The following is a 22,508-nucleotide window of genomic DNA, read 5'->3' as shown; positions in this document are numbered from 1 at the left end:
TCAGAAATACCCCTCGCGCTTCTTCTTTTCCATCGAGCCGGCTTCGTCGCGGTCGATCAGGCGACCTTGCCGCTCGGACGTGCGCGCGGTGAGCATTTCGCCGACTATCGCCTCCAGAGTGTCGGCGTCCGAGTCGATCGCGCCGGTCAGCGGATAGCAGCCGAGCGTGCGGAACCGCACCATCCGGTTCTCCACTGTTTCGCCGGGCCGCAGCTGCATGCGCTCATCATCCCTCAGGATAAGCATGCCATCGCGCTCGACCACCGGCCGCTCCTTGGCCAGATACAGCGGCACGATCGGGATGTCTTCCTGGAGAATGTATTGCCAGATGTCGAGCTCGGTCCAGTTCGACAACGGGAACACCCGGATCGATTCACCGGCAGCGATGCGGGTGTTGAAAATCTTCCACATCTCCGGCCGCTGGTTCTTCGGATCCCAGGCATGCTGGGCGTTGCGGAACGAGAAGATGCGCTCCTTGGCGCGCGACTTCTCCTCATCGCGTCGCGCGCCGCCGAAGGCAGCGTCAAACCCGTATTTGTCGAGCGCCTGCCGCAGCGCCACCGTCTTCATCACATGCGTATGCGTGTTGGAGCCATGGTCGAACGGGTTGATGTTGTCGCGCACGCCGTCTTCATTGACATGGACCAGGAGGTCGAAGCCGAGCTTTTGCTGCATCTGGTCGCGAAAGGCGATCATCTCGCGGAATTTCCAGGTCGTGTCGACATGGAGAAAGGGAAAGGGCGGCTTGGCCGGATAGAACGCCTTCATAGCCAGGTGCATGAGCACGGACGAATCCTTGCCGACCGAATACAGCATTACCGGCTTGGCAAAGGCTGCGGCCACCTCGCGAAAAATATGGACGGATTCGGCCTCAAGCCGCTGAAGGTGCGTAAGTGCGATGTTCATGGACTGCGAGCGTTCTTTCGTACCGATCCACGGAAGGGCCAGACTGCACTTCCGGACAATCTATTCGTGCGGGCGTTCTAGCAGATCGTTCCTGTCCAGAACAATGCAAGACAAGCCGGCGGCGGATGGTTCGGGAATGAATTTTCCATACAGCCGATAAATTCGGGAAATTTCTGCTCAGCGAGCGATTGCACTTGGTAGAGGAAGGAAAATGTTGCCTGAGCCTCGGAACCCGAGAGCCAGGAACCGGCTCCCCTCACAGCGGTCCGCCACGTTCTGGCGACACCAGCCGTAGCAAGGAGGTCATTAAGACGAAGTGCCGATGGGAACAAGCAACTTGTCACCGTTGTGATCGATCTCCATCATCTCGCTCTTGCGGCTCAAGCGTTCCGCAAATCCTTTGTGGAAGATGATGGCGTTCATATAGGCAAAGGTCATCGCCAGCGCACCGGTTCGCAACGGATAGTCAACCAGCGAGTGAATGAGAAGAAAAGATACCGAGAGGAATGCCGCTTTCTGCAGCGGGTCACGGCGAACCCTAGCCAATGCAGCCAGAAGCAACACGAAATACCCTACCATCAGCAGGATAGCCGGAACTCCACCTTCGAAGGTAATTTCAAGGTATTCATTGTGAGCATGGTTCACATACTCCCTGAAAATCATGCCTGCTCTTTCGTATATCTGATAGGCCTTCTGGAAATTCCCGAATCCAATGCCTGTCGCCCAATTGTCTTTGATGCCCTCGATTGTGGTTCGCGCAAATTCTCCTCGCCCGAACGCCGGATCAAGCGCCTGTGCATCCAGCTTGGTCCAGGCGCTTATCGTGTAGATCGAAAGCGCGATAAAAATCAGGAGAACGCCGAACCCACTCGCCCACGAACGAGCTGAGAGAAAGACCACAGACAATACGGTGATCGCCAAACCGATCAGGACGCCGGCGCGAGAACCGGCAGCCAAAAGAAGCAGCAAAAGGGCGATCAAGCCGAAGGATCCGGACAAAAGATGTCCGCGGAACAGACCATAATAGACGACGAAGGGAATAGACACAAAAAGCAACGCCGAAAAATGATTTACGTTAGCAAAAAGGCCGGCATTGATCGTAAAAGGCAACAGCCCGACAATAGCGACGTCGTCGGAGAGCGAATATTGAATCGCTCCCGCCAAACCATTGCAGATAACACCCATGAAGAAAAACGGAAGGAGCGCGCTGACCTGCTCGGCACGCAAACGCAATACGGCCAAAAAAAACGCTGCGGCGGCCAGAAGATAAAGCAGACATTCGACCGTGCGGCCGACCCCAACACTGATGAAGCGAAATCGGCTTTCTCCAACCCAGGGATCTCCGAGCAACAGTTCCGGCCGCAACCCGTTGAATATGGCTGCCGGCAGTGGGACGATTTGCAAAACGATCAACGCCATGGCGAAGACCAGCAGCCACAGAACAGGCCGGGCGATTCTCTGGCCGGGGGGTTGCGAAAAGACGGCCGCGGCCGAAACTATCGCCGCGACCTCGATCAGAGTGTCTGTGTAAAGGCCGCTCGCAGTACCACCACCGATCAGCAGCGATACAAACAAGACCGTGCCGAGGAGATATTTATCCCATTCCGACGGCCGGTCGTTCAAGATGGAAGTCTCTCAACGCTCATTTTGTGCATTATCAAGGTGCCGACATATCGAAATCGCCAGCTCTCGGCAATGGCGGCGGTCTGCAGCGTCAATAGTTGCATGGGGCAGCCAGTCGGTACAACCGAGAAGTCCTGGCTCAGCTTTTGTCGGTTATATGTGCCCTCGGGGATGTTGAACCGTGCTATTTCGCCAGCCGGCCCCAAACATTTGATCGACCAGAACAATTCCTTTGGAAGCTTCAGGTTTCGCGCAGAGGCAACGAGGGAAATCTTATACGAGCCTGGAGGCAATTGAACATATTGCTGGAGGGCAGTGTTCTTGACCGGGGTGTTCAAGAACCGGACCGTTGCCCCACCCTCGCCCTCCACAGCATCCTGGGATGCTGCAAATGTCACTTCCAAGCCCGATTGACCAGGAACCTGCCAATCGAAGGGCTTGCCGCTGGGGACCGGCTCGAACGTGCTGTTAAAAATGTATCCGCCTAATTTTCGCTCTTGCTCGGACAGGGTGAAAAGAAACAGCCGATAGGCTGGTTCATATTGCTTCTGACGAATATAGCCGCTGATCGCGGCTGTGAGTTCACTCGAATTCGGTGGTGCGCTTGATCCGGTCAAATCGAGCAGCAGCCGATTTGCGAAATTGATCTGCTCAGGAGTTTTGATAAGAGCGTAGATCAGACTGGCTCTCCAGGGCGCTTGCGCCCTGATGGCCGTCAGCACGGCTTGATAGCCATCGGGGTTCGAGAGAATTGGCGGCATGCCCTCGGCGATCGCCGGAAATTGGTCCGGCCAGCGGCGCAGCAAAATGTCGATCTCGCCAACGGCCTTGGGCAAATCACCTGCTTCGATGTTGCGGCCAATTGACCTCTGTAGCGCATGGATCTCTGTCTTGGACAATTTTCGGGCTTGATCGAAGAGCTGGTAGGCCTCGTCTTTTTCGCCTTGCCGGTATTTGATCTCACCAATCAGGCTATAGAGACGTGCATCGGCCAAATCGAAGGCGAGCGCGCGCTTGGCCTTGGCAAGCAAGGCACCAAGATCGGTAGCATTATTCGTATCGTTCAGGTCACTGCTGATTTCAGCTGTCAATGCGTCGGTGTTGAGCGGGTCCAGCACAAGAGAAACAGCCGGTGTTTCTGTTTCAAGAAATCGACTTAGCCCGATCGAGGAAGCCACCAACACTAGAACGGATGCGACGAACCAAACGACTGAATGTCGGAGACTTAGCATAAGCGGGCTGGCTTGCTCCATCATCGACTTTGCCCTCAATCTTGGGAGTATTCGTGTCCGTCCCGTAGTTATAATACTGATAGTTCATATATTTGTAGGCGTAATTGTAGTCGAACTTGTTCACCGCAAACTTTGACATCGCGGCTCCGACCACGTTCGCGCCAGCAGCTCGCAGGCGCTTCAACGCGGTCTTGGCCGACTTGCGCGTCACCTGATTTGTAGAGATGACCATCAATGTGCCCTCCGCCAGTCGGCTGAGAATAGGAGCATCAGAAAGACCGACAATCGGCGGCGCATCGATAATGACAAGATCGAAGCGCTTGCCGAGATTGGTTACTATCAGAGCCATCTTCGGTGAGGAGAGCAGATCCGCAGGATTGGGAGGGATTGTTCCCGAAGTCAGAACGGTCACGTTGGGATATTTCGTCGCCCTGAAGATGCTCGCCAGATCCTCCTTGCGCACGGTATTTGTCAGCAGATTGCTTAGCCCGATCGTATTGTCGAGACCAAACAAGCGATGAAGATTTGGTTTACGGAGATCGCCGTCGACAATGAGAACCCTTGCGCCGAGTGCTGCAAAATCTTGTCCGAGTTTAAACGATGTGGTCGATTTGCCTTCCGAAGGCTCCGAACTCGTGACGACCAGCGATCGTGGGGCACCTTCCGCACCGGAAAACTGTAGCGATGTTCGAAGCGAACGATAGGCTTCCGACAGGCCGGACTTCTGATCGGCAATACTGGCCATGAGTTCCCGGTCATCGACGAGCGGTAAGATGCCGAGCATCGCCAAGCCGAGCTCCTTTTCAACCTGTTCGGGATTGGTGAAGGTGTTGTTCAGCAGTTCGATAACATAAATGACAGACGCGCTCAGAGCCATGAAAAGGGCCAGCGCGATTGCAAGATTGATGCTCAAGCGCGGGGAATATGGCCGATCCGGCAGTGACGCGAAATCGACTATTGCGGCACTTTGCGTCTTGAGCTCGGAGCTGACACCAACTTCGTTCAGTTTGGCGATAAGATTGTCATATTGCGATCGGTTCGAATCGACCTCGCGTTTGAGAATTGTGTATTTAATGTTCTTGTCGTTGAAGATGACCTGCTGCTTTTCCATCTCAGCAAGTTTAGACTTGAGATCGGCCTCCTTGTTCTGCGCCTCCTGATATTTCAGCCGCAGTGAATCCGTTATAGCAAGCACGCCGTTGTTATAGAGCCGCTGCAACTCCTTGATCTGGGACTGAAGCTGCTGCATTTCGGGAAAACCGGGCTTGAGAATGCCCAGCTTCTGCTGGTACTGGCTGGTCAAATCCGCCAGCTTTTCACTCAGCTTTTGCAAACCTTCGCTTTCCAGGACGGGGGCCAAGCTCGAACCGCGGCCTTTATCGATCTGGTCCACCACACGTCCTGCGTCGAGACGGTCCTGGATCGCTGTCGCAAGGGCGGTATTCAGCGCCTCGATGTTCGATCCTATCAGCGACTTGTCGTCGCCGGTTATCGTGATGCCGGCATCCTTCGCGTAAGCGACCAGATCCTCTTCCGATTTCTGGAGCTTCTGCTTCACCTGCAGAACCTGTTCCTGGATGAACTGTCGTGCAAGGTCGGATGTCTCGCTGGTCTGGTCGAGGCGTTGGTCAATAAAGCTTTGCGCGACCTGGTTTGCGATATCGCTTGCATATTTCGGCTTCTGATCGACGAAGGTGATCGATAGCAGGCTCGTGTTGGTGACCAGGTTGACCGTGAGGTCGTCCAAAACACGCTTGATGGCAATTTCCTCGCGCTCCTCTGGGGTCTTCTCCTCAAAGGAAGGCGATTTGGAGATACCGAACGCGCGATAGAAAATATTGCTGAGGGAAAAGGCTGGCGTGGGAAAAAGGAAATCCGGCTTTTCGCTGAGACCCAGTTGAAACACAACACGCTGCGCCAATGCGCGGCTCTTGAGTTTTTCACGTGCGGTCAGGAAAGCCCGCACGTCCGCATTTTCAGAAACTACCTCGATGTCCTGGAAGACCTTGGCCGAAGGGACCAGCACTTCCAATTGCGTCGTTGCCTGGTATTTCGGCGTCTGCATCATCGTGATGATGACACCGGCGACAAGCCCGGCTGCCGCCATAATGACGAACAGCCACCGATACTGGACGACGTAGAAGAGCAGCTTGAGTGGATTGAAGCCCTGTTCCTGCTCCGAATAATCCCGACCGTAAGGGCTGTAGTTTTGCCCGCCGTCATAATAGAGGTCGGCGGACAAGGCTTGGCCATGTCCTGGACCTGCAATTTGATGCTGCCTGTTTCGATCGAGCATGGTGCGGAGTGATCCTATTCGACTGACCGGCTACGAACTATATCCCAGGGATGACGGCAATTCGCGCGGCACTGGAGGCTATGCCTAGCGCGTCCTTGAGATTGTTCACGGCAATCTTCGATTTTGAAGCAAAGACGACGACCTTGTCCCCACCGTAGATCCGCGGGTTACGGGCCTTGCCGGCACGAATTTCCTCCACGTTGTAATTTGCGACCAAGGTATTCTGGCCGATATTGCGATAGACGAAGACCTTGCTTGCGTCCCCAACTGGGCTGAAATTTCCTGCCAGAGCGATCGCGTCCAGAAGCGAGGAATTACTCGTTACCGGAAAGATACCGGCCCTGTTGACTTCGCCATCGACTGTTATGCGCTGCCCAATTGACTCCTTTACGAAGATCGTCACATCGGGTGACTGCAGGTAGTTGGCGCCGTAGGCCGTCTCGATCTCTTGCTCCAGCTGACGAACGGTTTTGCCTGCCGCGGTAATGGTTCCGATAAGCGGAAGCGATATCTGGCCGCTGGAGTCGACTTGAACTGTTCGGCTCAAATTGTCGACCTGGAATACATTCACTTCGAGCACATCGTTCGGAGACAAAGGCTGCTCGTTGCCGTTCTGGGTGTTCTGCGGCGGAGGCAGGTCCTTCACCACTTTCAGCGCGCCGCCGCCTGAAAGTGGCGTCGATGACGACGTCAATTGCAGCGCATCCACCGCACTCGAGGAAGTAGGTGTCGTCGACGAGGTGCTCGTGCATGCCGACGTTGCAAGCGAAGCCAGCAAGACGAGTGCCATGCCTATGTGGCTTTTTACCAAATGAAAAATGCCCATCACGCGGTCCCGCCCTTGAATAGGCGGCCCAATCCTCCAAAACGGCCGGCGTTACCGGCGGTTGGGTTTTTCGGACGTGCTTTTCCGATCGGCTCAAGGGGCCGGTTCGCCAATATTTCGCCTGGACGTTTCAACACCATGTTGCGGGCCTCGTCTTCCCCACATCGCTTGGCAGCAGCAGCAACCGCCTTGGAAAGCCCCGGACGGCGGCGCGTTGCGCTATGAGTATCCGATGCGATGATATCCACCCTGCCCTCGTCAATCAGCTTCTCCGAATAATAGAGCGCCGTGCGTCCAAAAGCACCAACGATCGAGTCCGCGGTAAGCTGGATGAGGCAGCCGACCGCATTCAACCTCTCGATAACGTCGTAATTCGTTTTGATCCAGGTCAAACGCTCCGGATGAGTAAGAATCGGGATAAAGCCGGCGTTTATCAGGCGTAGGGCAAGATCCTCCATTCGTGGAGGTAGAACATGATGCGGCGGTTCGAACAGAAAATAACGCGACCTATTTAAGGTTGGCACGCTGCCCGCCGCCAATTGGTCCGGAAGATCCGGCGCTATGTGAACGTCTGCACCGACGTAGAGAGCAAGTGGTATTGCGGCGCTACGCAGCGCCTGGTGCAACTCTTGTACCGCCCGAACGATGTTCGATGTTCCGTTTTCGTATACGCCGGGTGTCACGTGTGGCGTGCACGCCATATGGGTCGTTCCGTCGGCCACCGCCAGTCGAGCCATTTCCAGTGATTCTACAAGACTGGGCGAGCCGTCGTCGAGGCCGGGCAAGATATGGGAATGTAGATCGATCATGGGCGTTTGTGACTGCAGCGAAGCAACGTGGCGACGTCATCCCCAAAAAGTATAAATGCGTCATCCGCAAGACAGCGAATGACGCATTTGTCAAGTTCATGCGATACGATAGATGGTAGGTCCCGGTTACTGGCGGACAGAGTCGTCGTCATCATGCAGGCCGATGATCAGCGCCACAACAGCGGCAAAAGCTGCGCCTGATGTTTCGAGCGCTACACACATGCCGCCCTCCGCAGGATTGATCTTGACCGTCGCGTTCGTATCCGAAACTTGTACCAACTTGCAGCAGCAAAAGATTGCGATTCAACAAATTTGCCTGGATAGACTGGCGCTTCGCCCCTCATCCTGGCATGTTCGCCAGCCTCAGACATCCGCATGTCGCCTTGGCTTAGGCGATCCGACCGATGCGGCAGCGCGATACCAGCATACACGCCAAGCTCGCTCTGTCGCCAACACAAACACAGCAGAAGCGTCACACGCCGCTGCTGCCGTTGCGTTATTTACTACGCGGTCAACTTAGTCGCTAACGGCGTGGCCGTGATCTTTATCCGCCGTTGCAGCCAGAACACCAGCCCCAAGAGCCATGCCGCCAAAAATGAAGAGCGGCGTGTTATTGGTGTTTGTGTTAGGATTGCCCGTCTGGGCGGTCTTCTCAGAGCCTAGGACATTGAGGCAAATCTTGTTCTCGACACGCGAAATATCGAGCGTCGAATTCGCCGGGACCTTCACATTGCAGCCACCGACCTGAACCGAAGCCGAGCCCTTGGCGCCAACCACGACACGGCTGCCGAAATCAAGCGCGCCGCCCGCTTGCGCCGGGCCATAGCCAGCCACCTGCGAGATCATCACGTCGCCATTGACGCTGCCGAGCGATCCAATCGGATTTACGCCGTTATAGGCGGTTGCACAGGTGCACGACCCATCCTGCGCGAAAGACGACACCGGGGCGAAGCCGGCCAACACAACAACTCCGGCCAACGCACTTTTAACAACTAGATTCATCCGCATCAATCCTTCTGTCCCACGTTACCTGAGGCCCACCCAACCGCTAAGGTACTCAAAAGCGCGTAACAGCTTTCTGCGCCAATTCCAACCCATTTCGCAAATGCGAGATAATTTTTGGTTTCGGTGTGGTTGATTGAACACACCATTAGAATATCGAAATGTATCATCTTTACTGTCGGCCACAATAGAGCGCGTTTGCCAGCGAGCCAATCCGGCGTTCCTTGGGGCGCTGGCGTCACCTTCGTTTCGACGGCTACGCCACGGGTCCGCAGGAGCTACGAGCCCGGCGCGCAAGGTTTATAGGTCGAGCCCGCCTGCGCGGGCTGCCCGCACAGAATGCCTGCCTCGACGAGCTTCGCAGCCAGATCCGCGCCGTCGGAGGCGAGGCACTGCACGACGACGGCGTCACGAAATTTTGGCGCGACATTGCCGTCGCACGGTGTCCCCAAGCCTACGGGTTTGCATGTCAAAGCGAGTCCTTGATAGCCCCGGCGCATGGCTTCGGTGACCATGACCCGCATTGACTGGGGCTTAGCAAATGCGACGCCGCACAGCACGACCTTGCGGCCACCGACCCGCAGATCGTCGATTGACTGGACGTCAAGCTTGCCATCGAACGATGTGGGGACGTCCACCGGCTTCGACGCCTGTGCGCGAATATTCGTTCCCTTGTTGATAGCGATGAAAAGAAAGCCGCCCGCAAACGCCAACGCTATGAATGCAAGTACGACCATCTTCCCGATCGACAATTCCTCACTCCCGATTCAACAATCAACGCGCGGCGGTTTTGGTCTTTTCAAACAAGGCAAGCAGTGCTGCTGCATAACCCCGTCGGCGGACCTGTTGCCGGCCTTGCAGCACAGTGACACTGTCGCGGACAACAGTCGGCTGCCGCCCGATTTCAAGGAGCCGCTGCGCCAGGATTTCTGCGTTGTCCGGCGGGAAGAAGAGCGCGTCCGGAGCCTGCTCGCGATGCAGCCGGATGTCGGACAGCAACATGGGCGCGCCCAGCGATTTCGCCTCTTCAACGGTGGTCGACCACCCCTCGAAATGGGACGGGTTTATCAAACAGTCCGTTGCACCTATCAGGGCGACGACGTCGTCATAAGGGATCAATCCGAGGTGTCGAAAATGGCTCTCAACCCGATACGTTTGCGCAAGGCCCATCAGACGCTTGAACAAGGTGGGATCGCGTGGGTCGGTCGTGCGCCCCGTGAGGACTATCGGTGGCACTGAATCCAACGCCCCAAGCCGGTCTACATGCCTCAACGCGTCGACAACCAGTCCGTGATTCTTGTGGATCCAAAGCTGGTTGGGCAGGAAAAAGAAGCGCTCGGGCAGATCGTGCGCCCGGCGTGCGGCTTCGGTGCGCGCCATGACGGCGCCTGGATCGACATCGATGGCGAAGCGCACCACGGCAGTCTTGCCGCGCGAGGCCGGGTAGAATGTTCCGCAATCGGCAAGCGCATCCTCGCTGGAGAGCATTATCGTGCGATTGCCGGACGTCTGCAGACGGAAGCCGAGATCTCTGCGCCACCAGGCGCGACGCGGAAAGAGGTGGGGCAGGCGACGGTGCTGAAAATCCGGAATCCAGGAAATGACCGGCAGTGGAAATCGGTTGCCGAACCACTGAGCGACTTCAAATACGAGATCGACGGCGTGTGCGACCATAAGATCGGCAAAAGGGCGGTCAGTTCCGCCAGCGAAAGCGATCAGCCCTCGCTTGCCAAGCCCGGCGCCCGTGACCCGGTCGTCGACGATAGCCGGCGCGGCCAACATGTGATCAAAGGATGCGCCAACGCTCGCGCGCTGCTCGGGCGTCAAAAACAGCTTCGCCTGAACCTTACCGCCCAGCTCGGAGGCGATGACGCTCAGCATATTGCGTAGATAGGACTCGCCGCCTGACCAGGTTCCGCGGCCGATGAGTGTGAAGCCGACGGTGATCAAGGCGCGAAGCGTCGCAAATCGCCGACCGGCTCGCCGAGAACCTCGGCGCGGTACCAATCGACATATCCCGCAATGCCCTGGCCGAGCGGCACCTGCAGCCGAAGCCCCTCCGGGACACCCGACGGATCCGAGATCAGGTTGACAGGGTCGCCCCGCCGGGATTCTCCTGAAAAGGAGAGGCGATGCTTCCCGCCCCAGGCTTCCAGGACCATCCCGGCAATCGTGCTGACGGACGCGGCGGCGCCCGCACCGCCATTATAGACAGCGAAGCTTGCTGCATTGGCGGGCAAGACGCGATGGATCAATCGCACGACATCCGAGACATGGTGCCAATCCCGCATTTCCGCTCCGGTGCCACCAAGCACAATGTCGGTTTCGCCGGCCGCGAGCCTGCCGCAGAGGTCCCAGAGAAGTTGCTTGCGCAGCCCCTCGCCGTAGACGGAGAAAAGCCGTGCAACCGAGACCGGTTGCCCATATGTCGTGCAATATGACCGGCCCAACTCCTCCACCATGCGTTTGTGATAGCCGTAAGGGGAATAGGGGTCGAGCGCTGCATCGACACCGATCGGGCCGAAATGGCCACCGCCATAGACGGCGGCGGACGATGCGAGAACGACGGAGACCCCGGGTGCGTGGCGACGCAGGAAATCGAGGACACAAGCCGTGGAACCGACGCTTTGTTCAAAGTCCTTCAGCGGCTCGGCAATCGACCGGCCTACCGTAGAGCCGCCTGCCAGATGATATACGGCCGCCGGGCGACCATATGCGGCCAGAGCAGCGCCCATCGTTTCCGCGGTCACGCCGCCGGAAAAAAAAGCGCCGCCAGTTGCGATGGCGAACCCAGGCGCTTCGCTTCGGCCGAAGCCAAGGACAACCTGGCCCTGCTGGGCAAGAAATCGCGACAGGTGCAGGCCGATGAAGCCACCGGCTCCAGTCACCCAGACAGGCTTCGCCTCGTTCAACTTCGCCACCAAATCAGCCCTTCCCCTACTTGTGACAAAGGAAAGAGACCAGCCGCCCGGGCCGGCGGTCAAGCAATGCCGCTGCCGCGACAACGGCACCGAAGGGCAGTGGGGACAAAGTCAGGCGCGCGAGCCCCGACAGGGGACCGAAGGCCACAGCGAGCCTCTCGCGAATTTCGGATGCTGTCATCGGATCATAATTCACAACCGATTGGAAAGAGTTCATTTCACGATCGATCGTCAGCCCTGCCCCTTCGAGAGCAGCGCGGTAGTTTGCCAGTGTGAAGGCATTCTCCCCGCCGTAGAGATGATGCAACGGATGAGCGCGCAGAAACGGTTCCAGTTGTTTCGGTCCGGAAATCACATGGTCGCGCAACGACAGGAACGTCGCGCCATCGCGGGACAGACGCGCAACTTCGCGGCAGAACGCCGGCAGGTCATGCGCATGATGCAGCACCTGCCGGGCGACGACGAGATCATAGCCTGCAGCGCTCAATGGGATCGCTTCACCGAACGCTTCGATCACATCGATGCGCGTGCCGGTCTTTTCGGCAAGTGTCCGGATTGCAGCGGCACCGACGAGCGCGCTGGGATCGGGCTCGACAGCGGTTACCGACCAGCCCTCGCGCGCCATGGCATAAGAGAGGATGCCATTGCCGGCGCCGAGATCGAGAGCACGTCCCGGCTTGCGCGGGATCATGCCGCGAACCGCCTGAAACTCCGCACTTTCGTGGTAACGCTGCGCCGCGGCGACCGGATCATCGAAATAGGCCGCGCGGGCGAGATCCTTCATCGAAGGCTCACTCATGCACCAGCGGACGGCATCTTCCCAAGTCATGGCCATTTCAGGCATCGAGAGAAACCACGTGCTGAATGATTCCGCGCCGGATGTTCGGCAACTGCGTAAGGCGGCACGTTCTTTGTCACAGCGATCTCGATCTCCTCGTCAGATTTGTCAGATGCGTCCACGACAGCCGCCGCGAGGCCCAGGTGGCGCGTGCAGTAGCGGCTCGGTCATAGGCTTGCGTGCTTCGCTCGTCCACTGTTCCACCGCGGATAATTTCCGGCTGCTAAGAAGCACGGCCTGCCCTGTCACCCTGCGACAATGCATCCCTCTTTCACCAGGACGTTGTTCGAATTTTCCAGCTACGCTACCGTTTCTTGACTCGTCAAGCTCAGGTCATGAGGAATTCAATCCATGCGATTTTCACCAGCGCAAACGTTCGCGAATTGGCGAGGCCGGATGCGCAACGTCTCGTTTTTCAAGACGATGTCCTGTGTGATGTGCCTTTTGGCCGGCACGTGGCCCGCGACGTCGCAGACGCGCGAACCGTTCAAGGTCTTCGAGACTTTGCTGTTTGAGAACGGGCCAAAAGATTTCCGCTCGTTCGGCCTGGACCATCTCACGATTGCGGATCCACACGTCCTGGGATTGGACGTGCCGAATGCCAACCAGGTGCGGCAAGCTCTAGAGCTGCCAAGAAGCAACCATTTCCTGGTGATCGACATCGAAAACTGGCCGTTGGAAGGCCCGGATCAAGCATCTTCAATTGCTAAATATCAACAAACTTTGAGCGTTTTCAGAAGGGCAGACCCGAACGTCAAGCTTGGCTTCTACGGCGTCATGCCGATCAGGGATCATTGGAGGGCGATCGGCCATGATGGTGCTGCGGCTCAGGAGGACTGGAAGCAGCAAAACACCAGGATCGCCTCCGCCCTTGTCCCCTACGTCGACGCGCTGTTTCCATCCCTCTACACGTTTTATGGGGATCAGGATGCCTGGATAGCCTATGCGCAAGCCAACATCGGTGAAGCCCGACGGGTCGCACAAGGAAAGCCGGTTTACTGCTTCCTATGGCCGCAGTTTCAAAAGACGCTCGCTTTCCTGCCCGGCGACTTCTGGTATGCTCAACTAGATACTTGCAGAAGGTTGGCAGACGGGATCGTCATCTGGGGTACGATGCGTGGCGGTCTAAGCGACGGGCCAGTGAAATGGGACGAAAAAGCCGAATGGTGGCAGGCTACCTTGAAATTCCTGAGCGAGATTGACGAAGCGCAATAGTGCCGAACAAACGGTATCGCAGGCGAACGTGCATCTCACTTCCGAACGGCAACATTACTCGCTGCCCAACCCTCTCCGGGCACACCGAATCGAGCAGGGGTGCGCCACGCCATGTGCCGCTGCGACCATTGGTCAAATGACCTCATGGCATTGACACGGAAAATCAAGACCGTAACGACGATCCAGAGGAATGCTGACCCCCAAAGGGACCCGGAGAACTGCGCGCCGACGATGGCTTGCGTTGCCAGAAGCGGCAAAAGCACCAGGCGTTTGTCGGCTAGGAATTTTATCGCCATTCCCAGTTTGACGAAAACGGGGATAAATATTGCCATACCGAGAAGGCCAACCGATTGGAGGATCTCCATGAACATATTGTGGGGGTATACGAACAGAGGCAATTGCGTGCCCCAGCCAAACAAAGGGCTTTGCTGAAACAGTCCCCACGACAGCGAGATCGATCCGAGCCGTTCGGTGGTCGAATTGTCCTTTCCTATCACCGTCAGATGGAATTTGTCGAGCAACGGCGTTATGTCCGTGATGGCCAACGCCAATACCGCTCCGGCAACAACCACTAAGCACACGAGCATGGTTGTAAAATTCGGCCGGAGTAAGGGAAATAAAACGATACAACACCCCAGAGCGACAAGCGGACCGCGGGCCGCCGCTAGATAGATAGCGACTGCCGAGGCAGACACTACACTCAGGATAACAATCTTTATGATCTTGCTTTGATCAAACCTAAGCAGGGTGTATGATGCTATAAGTGTAGTCAGGCCGGCATGACCTACGGATATGGGATTCAATCTTTCGAAATAGACACGATCCGTCGTATCGACCAGCACCGCATCTGAACCACTGTATTGGAGCCAAACGATACCCGCCACACTCAATGCGCCAACGGTGAAAAGTGCCCACGCCACGTTGATCTCCGACCACGTATTTGTCGACAACGCCAGAAGAGCAGCTGGCACAATCGAAGTGATCAGGGCAAATACGAGCGCGTCCGACGCTCCATCGACGTTGTAATCGGCATCGATGCCGAGTTTTGTTAGGTAGAGCGCGGCAAAGGCAAATAGCCACACATCTCCGAATCGCCATGCCTTGTGCCGGTCCGACCAAAAAAATGCGATGCCGCTTAGAGCAATTACCAGGATGCGGAAGGCGATCGATAATTTTGCGTCCTCCCGCCCCGTAGCAGACGAGAAAACTCCTATTAGTGGATAACCGGCAACCGCCAGGGCGAAACTCCAGGCCCATAAGTCCTTGTAGATCGGAACGTGTTTGCTGATGTACATGATGGTGGAGGTTCACTAGTTAAACGGCAACAGCGATACCATGCCTTGTCGAGTTGAGACAACGGTTGGCACCGGCTCGTCAGGCATGTTGGCTAAAGTTGCCGTTAGCTTGATTCCGCACCGTAGCGGTCGAGCTACTTCCAAAGGTCCATGATCATGGACAATGGGCGTGGACGGCTCGCGACACGGGGGTCTCTATAGGAAGTGCGCAGCACCCGTCCATATGATTCATCGACGGGCTTGATGATCGCGTTGCCGTCCGGATCGTAACCTTCAAGCACCTCCCATTTCGAGAATGGACTTGCGGCAGCAAGTGCAGTGACGCTTTCGTACGTCGGAAACCACAAATGCCCGCCGCCGGTGACGGCGCCATTTTCATATTTGCCGCCGCCGACAGGGTCGAATATGAACCGGTCGCCATCCCTGACGGACCGATCCCGGTAAACATCGAAACGATAATCGGGCACGCTCATCCGGAACAAGCCGCCCGGCTTCAGCACTGTATGGATGTACACAAAAATCTGCGGCAGTTTCTCGTACGCTACGTGTTCAAAGACATCCTCAGATTGATAAATATCGATGCATTCCTTTAGCGGCATCGGCTGCGTCACATCGTGATTGATGTTGCGAGGTGACGGGCTGTAGGGCGTCAGTCCGATATGCGTATCGAACTGAGGGAGATTGCGTGTCAGCCGCCCCGCGTAGAGCTTGCCGCACGATCGCGCATCGTCCCAGGTGGCGATACGAAACCCGAAGGTTGCCAGGCGCCGTTCGACCTCGTCGGCAATTTTTCCATACATGTGCGTATCTCCAAAAACTAATCGTCTGACAAAGGCTCGCCTCCCACGAAGGAGCCTCAAGGGTCGGCTATGACAAGAAATTCCTGCAGGTCTTCAGAGCAAGCATACCAAAATTCGTTGGCACACAGAGGATTCCCAGCCATCAAAACACAACGTCGCCATTGGCAGTCAACGGGCTAACGGGCTACGCCAGTTCGACAAACCGCTCGAATTGGCGCTGCTTGCTGTATTCTTCACGAATCGCACGGTTGCCGGCCCAGCCGATCCTGTCCCAGCTCCCATCGTCCAGCCGCTGCTCGATTCTTTTCAAGACGTCTTGCGGCTGCTCGTAGACAATCATGGTTTCGCCATCGCGCATCGGCCCGGGGTAGTTACCGGAGTCGGAAACCAGCAGAGCTCCAGCTCCCATCGTTTCGAAACAGCGCATGTTGCCACGATCCGGGCCTGCCATATCGATCGAGGCATTGATCACGACCTTGGCCCTCCCAAGCTCTGCATACATGGCGCGACCGAATACGGGAGGCGCGCTGACTTTGCGGATCGCAGGCGGGCGGCGCACCGCACTCAGCGGACCGAACCAGCCAAGCGGCGTCTCTGCGAGCGGCGTATAGCGTGACAAATGCAAATGAAAGACAACTTGGCGGCGGCCGGCAAGACACGCCACCGTTTCCAGAATCTCTCGCCGACGCTGGTGGTGGCGACTATAACCGCCGAAGAACAGGACATCGATGTCTCTGTTCCGATTCGCAGCCACTCTATCGAGCTCCGGGTCGTGAGCCGGAAAGAAGTCCGCCGTCCTGGCGCCCTGCTCTTCCCAGATCTGTCGCATGGATGGAAAGTTGCAAAGCACGAGGTCATAACCAGAAAAGTCGATCTTGCCTGGTGCGGCGCGCCAGGCAATCTTTCGTCTCACGTGCCCAGGCAAGCGGCGCACAAAAGCGGCGCCGTAACGAAATGGGTCGAGATTGTAGAAGACCTCTGTGTTATGATGCTCGATCTGGGCAAGAAGGATGTCTTCCAATGGCGTGTCTTCGCCAAGCCCGTTTTCGCGTGCCCACGCCCGCTGCAGCGATTCGTCATCGCCATTCGTAAAGAACGCCTTCGGATGACGGTCGAGCACCGGCAAAAGGATGTGCGCGGCGCCGTAGCGATCGTTCAGAAATACGTCCTTCTGCTGCTCGAATCCGCTGGTGCCGCCGACGAGATCGGCCAGCCGCGGTTGATAGACAGGATTGATCCCGGAATTTTGAAAAAGTCGCATGGCCTCGTTCTTGCTCGCAGCTAGTCTGCGGGTCTTATGGCGCTGATGACGAAACCTGAACAGAAGATGCGCCAGTTCAAGGCCGCACAAAGGTTCTCGAATAGAGCGACGGAAACATAGGCAGGCAGAAAGAAAGCGAAGTAATCGCTGGCACGGTAGAATGGCATGACGTCGATCTTCTCGAATCCTTGCTGCCGAAACACCTTTGCCATACCTGAGGGCGAGCAATGGTCGAAAAAGGCCGGATACCCAGTAACGCCCACCGCCGACGGTCGGAGGTACGGAATCAGCCATTTTTGCATGACTGGCCCGACGAGCCGCAGCGCGATCGAATAAGGATGCCATTTCGAGGGCATGTAGTGGTGCATCGCACCGCCTGGCCGCAATGCGGAAAACATCGAGCCCGATGCGGCTTTGTTGTCCGGCACATGCTCCATCAACGTGATGGAAATAAGCATATCTGCCTCGACATTGACCGGCTGCTCGATCGACTGGACGATAAATTGATCGTAGACGGTATAGCAGTCAGGCCTTTCCTCGATATCGAGGCCAATATAGCTAAAGCCGTAACCGCGCTGCAGAAGTGGCCGGTCGATCCCGCCGACCTCCAGGATCGCGGAAGGCCTGAGCCGCGCAATGTCGTCGGCGATACGGCGCTCGAGCTCCGCTTTGTAGGATGGGGCGCCGAAAACCCTGGGCAAGCGGCGTTCGAGCCAGGCGGCGGCGCTCCTGTTCCAACCGATAAACCTCTTGAGAACCACCGCGCCACCCTTCGTGCCAACAGTTTGATTGGGAGACAGCATCTACATTGCTATCCTTAGATTCATGCCTTTACCCGTTCGCTCATCTCTGCCTGCAGACTTACCGCTCTCGTCGCCCGGTCGCAAAATGCCAAGTGAAGAGCATAGCTGACGGCAGTTGCCAGACCATACCAGACCATGACGATTGCTGGACTGCCGGGATCCACCCACCAGACCCAGCCGAAGACACACAGCGTAAAGACAAACCGGCTCAGTTCCCAGGTGAACTGAAGCGATTGGCGATCGACAACGACAAGAGTCATGGTAACCGCGATTGCTACGAAACGCATGTATGCGATCGGAAATCCGATGGCACACAGTTTTCCGGCTAGTGCCCAGTCCGTTCCAAAGATAAGGGGAACCACCTTCGCCGAGAGCAGCATTCCTAAAATCGTTGGCAAAAGGCCGACGGCGAGCAAGTAGAGGAGCGAACGTCGAAATGCGCGATTCAAGCTCCTTTTGTCAGAGCGATAGAGCGTAGAGAATTCCCCTGTAAAGACTTGCGAGATCGCCATCGCGATGATCCCGACGGGCATCAAAATGAACCGCTCTACAAGTGCGTACTGTCCCGCAACTGTGAGGTCGAATAGGGCAAAAAAGGCAAACGGTACGATGGCCGCGCTGAGCGCAGATAGAAGGGCTCCCGGGAACGTGAGGAACCCGAACTTTTGGAAGCGAATTGCCGTAATTTTCATTACAGGAAAAGAGGCGGGAGAGATCAACGTTCGCCAGAGCTTGCCGCTACCGAGGAGGATGGAAATACTTCCGACTACTCGTCCGAACGTGTCGGCCAGAACCAGGCCTACTCCTACGAAAGACAGAACGGCACATCCAAGTGCACCGACCGAGAAACCCACCGATTGAGAGATCTTCGAACGTGCACTGAGCCGGTAGTCACGTTCGCGAATCGGCAAGTAGCTGAGCATCTGATAGATCCCCGCGATTGCCATCGCGGCTGGCAAAAAGAAGAGGATGCCCTTCAAAGATGATGCCACGCCTGGCATCCACAAATCGACGATGCCGGCGACAAAAAGTGCAATGATGCTGGTCAACACGCAGAGCCGAAATGTTAATTTCAGCAGGTTCTCCAAAATCGGCCCCGGTCTCGCGCTTAGGATCGCCAATTCGTAACGGAAAGCGACAAAGATGACCGCTACGTTCAGTATGGAAACATAGATCTGATAGCGACCGAATGCTTCCGCATCGTAGAGTCGTGTAAGCGCGGGCAGAACGGCAACTGCAATGATCTGTGCAATTACCGACCCCGACAGGACCGTCAAGATGCTTCGAAACATTCGGCCTTGCCAGGTTTAGAGAAAGCGACTGATTGCACTAGGCCGGTCCGCCCCGCAGCAAGTGACGACAAGTCGCGTGATTAGCTTCCTCGCGGCAGAACACAGCACACCTCGCCTAGCGTCGCCGCGCGAAAACGAACTGCCGGATTTTCCGCGCCGGTTTGGCGATGAGCGCATAGTCGACAGCGCCGGAGCCGAGCCAACGGCGCCTGGCACGCAACGCTTCGAGGTTGTGCCCGATATGCGAACGGAAGCTCCTTGTGCTGGCGCCTCCGACCATCATGTCGACGAGGACCTGATCGATTGTCGCGATCCTGAAGCCATGGAGCTCGACGGCCCTCAGCATCCAGTCGTAGTCCGAGGAGACTTTGAGCGTCAGATCGAACGGCCCGTTCTTTTCGGCAACGGCGCGGCGGACATAGAAGGTCGGGTGGGCAGGCATCCAGCCGGAGCGGAACCCGTCACTGGGTCTTGGCTCTGCTCGCCAGCGGCGGACCACTCGCTTGCTTTCATGGTTTTCAACGAAGTCGAGGTGGCCGTGGACGATATCGCTTTCAGCAAGCGCCTCGCTGATCTTGCCGAGCACGGAAGCATCGTGAAATGCGTCGTCCGCGTTAAGGGCCCCGATCGCCTCCCCCGTGCAAAGCGCCAGCCCCTTGTTCAACGCGTCATACATGCCGCGGTCGGGCTCGCTGATGACCTGCAATCCTTGCCCAGTATAGGAGCGGACAATCGCGAGCGTCTCGTCGGTCGAGGCACCGTCGACGACGATCAGTTCCTTGTCCTCGTAATCCTGGGCAAAGAAACTGTCGAGCGTATGACGAATCGTCGCCGCCGAATTCCAGCAGACCGTTAGAACGGAAATCTTCATCTTCGCGGGGGGCTCGTCGCGGCTACCGGGCCGCTTTGCGGTTGTGCTCTTCGTCAAGCCGGCGATGCTCGAATTCGCGCGCCACCACCTTGAGGTCGGATTGAACCATCTCGCGCACCATCTCATCTAGCGACGTCGTCGCCTTCCAGCCAAGTATCCGTTCGGCCTTCGAAGGGTCACCGAGCAGCAGGTCGACCTCGGTCGGCCGGAAATAGCGCGGATCGACCTCGACCAATATTCGGCCGGTTTTCGTGTCGACGCCCTTTTCGTCAACCCCGGAACCGTTCCACTGAATGCGGACCCCAACTTCGGCGAAGGCGAGTTCGACAAATTTCCGAACGGAGTTCTTGATCCCTGTGGCCAGCACATAGTCGTCCGGGGTTTCCTGCTGAAGGATCCTCCACATGCCTTCGACATAGTCGCGCGCATGTCCCCAATCGCGCTCGGCGGAGAGATTGCCGAGATAAAGCTTGTCCTGAAGGCCGAGGCTGATCGCCGCGGCGGCTCGGGTGATCTTGCGGGTCACGAATGTTTCGCCCCGCATTGGGCTCTCGTGGTTGAACAGAATTCCATTGGAGGCGTGAATGCCATAGGCTTCGCGGTAGTTCACCGTGATCCAGTAGCCATAGATCTTTGCGGCCGCATAGGGCGAGCGAGGGTAAAAAGGCGTCGTTTCCTTCTGCGGAACTTCCTGCACCTTGCCATAGAGCTCGGAGGTCGATGCCTGATAGAACCGCGTCTTTTTTGTCAAGCCAAGCAGCCGGATGGCTTCCAGAAGCCGCAATGTGCCGATTGCGTCGGCATTCGCCGTATATTCCGCGGTCTCGAAGCTCACCTGGACATGCGATTGTGCCGCGAGGTTATAAATCTCGTCAGGCTGCACTTCCTGGATTATGCGGATCAGATTCGTCGCATCGGTCATGTCGCCATAGTGAAGTGAAAAATTGACGCTGGTTTCGTGCGGGTCTTGATAGAGATGATCGATACGACCCGTATTGAAAGACGACGAACGCCGTTTGATGCCGTGGACTGCATATCCCTTGGCGAGCAGGAGGTCGGCGAGATAGGCACCATCCTGGCCGGTGATGCCCGTAATTAGCGCGGTTTTTCGGCTCATTTCATACCCTTCGGCAGCTTTAAACACATGATGGCCAAGCATTGTCCTGGCGCTGTGTTCGACAGATAAATTTTGATGGAGGCAAAATTCAGCACGGTCTCTATCGAGATCCGAACCCACTTAGCAGAGTTTTCAACGTTCTCAACACGATGACGAAATCAAGCCACGGCGAGAAATTCTTGATGTAGTAGAAATCATAGTGCAGCTTCTCGGTCTCGTCGTCGTCCTCCGAGACATATCCTTGATTCACTTGAGCCCACCCGGAAATTCCGGGACGGACGATATTTCGGTAGCGGTAGAATGGCAACGCTACCGAATAATGGGATGACAACACTGTCGCCTCGGGGCGAGGCCCGACCCAGCTCATTTCCGAACGAACGATATTTATCAACTGCGGCAGTTCGTCAATTCTGCTTCTGCGAAGGAAGCGACCGAGCCGGGTAACCCTGCTGTCACCTGGCTTGGTGACGGCGAGACTGCGAACGTTTGCCGCCTCAGGTTCACTGACGGTCATCGTCCGGAACTTGTAGACCGTAAATGATTTTCCGCCGAAGCCCAGGCGCTCCTGGCGAAATATGGCGGGTCCGGGAGATTCCAGCCTGATCATCAGCGCGATCAACAATAGCAAAGGCGCCAGCACGACCAGCGCCGACAGCGCACAGACCCAGTCGATCGCCTGTTTGATCTTGATATAGGCCTGGTTGGGATTAATCGAGCCTAGCGTGTTTTCGGATAAATGCTCGATTTCGACGCGGCCAGTCAGCGATTCGGTGATTTGCTTGACATGGTAGACCGGAACTCCCGCAAGTGCCCGATCGGCTATGTAGCGCTCCCAATCGTCGGACAGATCCGCCCGCAGATCGGCAACGACGCCGTTGACGCGTTCAATGATCATGTCAGGGGAAACAAGCCAATGCCAGTTTACCCCACCTATCTCCTCTAGGCGACCAACGGCGCCGCCTGGAACCACAGCAAGACTGTAAGGGTCAAGACGCCGGCTTATGATGGTCAGCACAAAGTACCAGAGAATTGACAACGTCAAGCTGCTGGCCGCCTGGAAGCCACTATATTCAATTCGCGCTAAGAAAATGACCAAATAAACAAACCCATACGACAATGCAAATGTCGGAAAGATATAACCAGAAGCTGCAATACCCGGAAAATTACCTATGCGCCGAAAAGAGAAGTAACCTATTGTATGAGCAACGATGCCCGCAAAGATCGTAATCTGCAGGTTTGTATAATACGCAAGGGATGGGTCAACCAGAATCCGGATCAGCGCGGGAAGCAGGATTGCGAACGCCAAACCGCCCAGGAGTTGAAACCTGACCCTGTGCACAAGGTGCCGCTGTCTCGGCCGATTCATCATGACTATGTTCAAGTTAAAACGCTCTCTTGCGG

General features: G+C 56.6%; 20 protein-coding genes. 1 reads left to right on the top strand and 19 read right to left on the bottom strand.

Going from position 1 to position 22,508, the window contains the following annotated elements:
• The 11 genes from cysD to NKJ13_RS05900 form a co-directional block, all read right to left on the bottom strand.
• Positions 1-906 carry a sulfate adenylyltransferase subunit CysD gene (gene cysD, locus NKJ13_RS05950; protein ID WP_352701491.1) on the bottom strand — a complete coding sequence of 302 codons (906 nt, stop codon included), beginning with the start codon at positions 904-906 and terminating at the stop codon, positions 1-3.
• 306 nt (positions 907-1,212) lie between these two features.
• Positions 1,213-2,529, bottom strand: a complete 1,317-nt coding sequence (locus NKJ13_RS05945; RefSeq protein ID WP_352777364.1) for an O-antigen ligase family protein — start codon at positions 2,527-2,529, stop codon at positions 1,213-1,215.
• Positions 2,526-3,707 (bottom strand): tetratricopeptide repeat protein, encoded by a 1,182-nt coding sequence (locus tag NKJ13_RS05940; RefSeq protein WP_352777362.1) that lies wholly within the window; start codon positions 3,705-3,707, stop codon positions 2,526-2,528. The genes NKJ13_RS05945 and NKJ13_RS05940 overlap by 4 nt, the downstream gene beginning before the upstream one ends.
• Positions 3,673-6,057, bottom strand: coding sequence for a GumC family protein (locus tag NKJ13_RS05935; RefSeq protein WP_352777360.1), 2,385 nt, complete (start codon positions 6,055-6,057; stop codon positions 3,673-3,675). The genes NKJ13_RS05940 and NKJ13_RS05935 overlap by 35 nt, the downstream gene beginning before the upstream one ends.
• Positions 6,058-6,094: 37 nt before the next feature.
• Positions 6,095-6,883 carry a polysaccharide biosynthesis/export family protein gene (locus NKJ13_RS05930; RefSeq protein WP_352692408.1) on the bottom strand — a complete coding sequence of 263 codons (789 nt, stop codon included), beginning with the start codon at positions 6,881-6,883 and terminating at the stop codon, positions 6,095-6,097.
• Positions 6,883-7,692, bottom strand: a complete 810-nt coding sequence (locus NKJ13_RS05925) for a tyrosine-protein phosphatase (protein ID WP_352777357.1) — start codon at positions 7,690-7,692, stop codon at positions 6,883-6,885. Before NKJ13_RS05925 ends, NKJ13_RS05930 begins: the two co-directional genes overlap by 1 nt.
• 516 nt (positions 7,693-8,208) lie before the next feature.
• On the bottom strand, positions 8,209-8,700 hold the full coding sequence (locus tag NKJ13_RS05920) for a hypothetical protein (RefSeq protein ID WP_352777355.1): 492 nt from the start codon (positions 8,698-8,700) through the stop codon (positions 8,209-8,211).
• 272 nt (positions 8,701-8,972) lie between these two features.
• Positions 8,973-9,446 carry a hypothetical protein gene (locus tag NKJ13_RS05915; protein WP_352777353.1) on the bottom strand — a complete coding sequence of 158 codons (474 nt, stop codon included), beginning with the start codon at positions 9,444-9,446 and terminating at the stop codon, positions 8,973-8,975.
• 22 nt (positions 9,447-9,468) lie between these two features.
• Entirely contained in the window at positions 9,469-10,644 is a 1,176-nt protein-coding gene (locus NKJ13_RS05910) for a glycosyltransferase family 4 protein (RefSeq protein ID WP_352777351.1), read from the bottom strand.
• On the bottom strand, positions 10,641-11,615 hold the full coding sequence (locus NKJ13_RS05905; protein WP_352777350.1) for an NAD-dependent epimerase/dehydratase family protein: 975 nt from the start codon (positions 11,613-11,615) through the stop codon (positions 10,641-10,643). The genes NKJ13_RS05910 and NKJ13_RS05905 overlap by 4 nt, the downstream gene beginning before the upstream one ends.
• 16 nt (positions 11,616-11,631) lie before the next feature.
• Complete coding sequence (locus NKJ13_RS05900) at positions 11,632-12,444, bottom strand: class I SAM-dependent methyltransferase (RefSeq protein WP_352777348.1); 813 nt, start codon at positions 12,442-12,444, stop codon at positions 11,632-11,634.
• A 405-nt stretch (positions 12,445-12,849) separates the two neighbouring features.
• Here NKJ13_RS05900 and NKJ13_RS05895 point away from each other — a divergent pair, with 405 nt between their 5' ends.
• The gene (locus NKJ13_RS05895) at positions 12,850-13,668 is read left to right on the top strand and encodes a hypothetical protein (protein WP_352777347.1); all 819 of its coding nucleotides are present in this window, start codon (positions 12,850-12,852) and stop codon (positions 13,666-13,668) included.
• A gap of 35 nt (positions 13,669-13,703) precedes the next feature.
• On the opposite strand, the gene NKJ13_RS05890 is transcribed toward NKJ13_RS05895, so the two are convergent.
• The 8 genes from NKJ13_RS05890 to NKJ13_RS05855 form a co-directional block, all read right to left on the bottom strand.
• Entirely contained in the window at positions 13,704-14,963 is a 1,260-nt protein-coding gene (locus tag NKJ13_RS05890; RefSeq protein ID WP_352777345.1) for an O-antigen ligase family protein, read from the bottom strand.
• 134 nt (positions 14,964-15,097) lie between these two features.
• Positions 15,098-15,763 carry a class I SAM-dependent methyltransferase gene (locus NKJ13_RS05885; RefSeq protein ID WP_352777344.1) on the bottom strand — a complete coding sequence of 222 codons (666 nt, stop codon included), beginning with the start codon at positions 15,761-15,763 and terminating at the stop codon, positions 15,098-15,100.
• Between the two features lie 184 nt (positions 15,764-15,947).
• The gene (locus NKJ13_RS05880) at positions 15,948-17,024 is read right to left on the bottom strand and encodes a glycosyltransferase family protein (RefSeq protein ID WP_352777342.1); all 1,077 of its coding nucleotides are present in this window, start codon (positions 17,022-17,024) and stop codon (positions 15,948-15,950) included.
• Between the two features lie 20 nt (positions 17,025-17,044).
• Positions 17,045-17,827, bottom strand: coding sequence for a methyltransferase domain-containing protein (locus tag NKJ13_RS05875; protein ID WP_352777340.1), 783 nt, complete (start codon positions 17,825-17,827; stop codon positions 17,045-17,047).
• 20 nt (positions 17,828-17,847) lie between these two features.
• Positions 17,848-19,119: a lipopolysaccharide biosynthesis protein gene (locus tag NKJ13_RS05870; RefSeq protein ID WP_352777338.1), complete on the bottom strand. Its 1,272-nt coding sequence runs from the start codon at positions 19,117-19,119 to the stop codon at positions 17,848-17,850.
• A gap of 115 nt (positions 19,120-19,234) precedes the next feature.
• A complete protein-coding gene (locus NKJ13_RS05865; RefSeq protein WP_352777335.1) occupies positions 19,235-19,990 on the bottom strand; it encodes a glycosyltransferase family 2 protein in 756 nt (251 codons plus the stop codon).
• 22 nt (positions 19,991-20,012) lie between these two features.
• Positions 20,013-21,107: a GDP-mannose 4,6-dehydratase gene (gmd, locus tag NKJ13_RS05860; RefSeq protein WP_352777333.1), complete on the bottom strand. Its 1,095-nt coding sequence runs from the start codon at positions 21,105-21,107 to the stop codon at positions 20,013-20,015.
• 100 nt (positions 21,108-21,207) lie between these two features.
• Positions 21,208-22,488, bottom strand: coding sequence for a sugar transferase (locus tag NKJ13_RS05855; protein ID WP_352777332.1), 1,281 nt, complete (start codon positions 22,486-22,488; stop codon positions 21,208-21,210).
• Between the last annotated feature and the right edge of the window lie 20 nt (positions 22,489-22,508).

It is taken from the genome of Mesorhizobium sp. M0174, from assembly GCF_040322275.1.
Lineage (GTDB): Bacteria > Pseudomonadota > Alphaproteobacteria > Rhizobiales > Rhizobiaceae > Mesorhizobium.
Note: the sequence above shows the minus strand (reverse complement) of the source record. Positions and strands in the feature narration are given on the sequence as shown.

What these genes read in the sequence shown, in the direction of transcription:
- NKJ13_RS05865 (WP_352777335.1), bottom strand. Translation starts at nt 19,990, where the DNA reads ATGAAGATTTCCGTTCTAACGGTCTGCTGGAATTCGGCGGCGACGATT.
- NKJ13_RS05890 (WP_352777345.1), bottom strand. Translation starts at nt 14,963, where the DNA reads ATGTACATCAGCAAACACGTTCCGATCTACAAGGACTTATGGGCCTGG.
- NKJ13_RS05925 (WP_352777357.1), bottom strand. Translation starts at nt 7,692, where the DNA reads ATGATCGATCTACATTCCCATATCTTGCCCGGCCTCGACGACGGCTCG.
- NKJ13_RS05900 (WP_352777348.1), bottom strand. Translation starts at nt 12,444, where the DNA reads ATGACTTGGGAAGATGCCGTCCGCTGGTGCATGAGTGAGCCTTCGATG.
- NKJ13_RS05920 (WP_352777355.1), bottom strand. Translation starts at nt 8,700, where the DNA reads ATGCGGATGAATCTAGTTGTTAAAAGTGCGTTGGCCGGAGTTGTTGTG.
- gmd (WP_352777333.1), bottom strand. Translation starts at nt 21,107, where the DNA reads ATGAGCCGAAAAACCGCGCTAATTACGGGCATCACCGGCCAGGATGGT.
- NKJ13_RS05895 (WP_352777347.1), top strand. Translation starts at nt 12,850, where the DNA reads ATGCGCAACGTCTCGTTTTTCAAGACGATGTCCTGTGTGATGTGCCTT.
- NKJ13_RS05870 (WP_352777338.1), bottom strand. Translation starts at nt 19,119, where the DNA reads ATGTTTCGAAGCATCTTGACGGTCCTGTCGGGGTCGGTAATTGCACAG.
- NKJ13_RS05885 (WP_352777344.1), bottom strand. Translation starts at nt 15,763, where the DNA reads ATGTATGGAAAAATTGCCGACGAGGTCGAACGGCGCCTGGCAACCTTC.
- NKJ13_RS05935 (WP_352777360.1), bottom strand. Translation starts at nt 6,057, where the DNA reads ATGCTCGATCGAAACAGGCAGCATCAAATTGCAGGTCCAGGACATGGC.
- NKJ13_RS05880 (WP_352777342.1), bottom strand. Translation starts at nt 17,024, where the DNA reads ATGCGACTTTTTCAAAATTCCGGGATCAATCCTGTCTATCAACCGCGG.
- cysD (WP_352701491.1), bottom strand. Translation starts at nt 906, where the DNA reads ATGAACATCGCACTTACGCACCTTCAGCGGCTTGAGGCCGAATCCGTC.
- NKJ13_RS05930 (WP_352692408.1), bottom strand. Translation starts at nt 6,883, where the DNA reads ATGGGCATTTTTCATTTGGTAAAAAGCCACATAGGCATGGCACTCGTC.
- NKJ13_RS05875 (WP_352777340.1), bottom strand. Translation starts at nt 17,827, where the DNA reads ATGCTGTCTCCCAATCAAACTGTTGGCACGAAGGGTGGCGCGGTGGTT.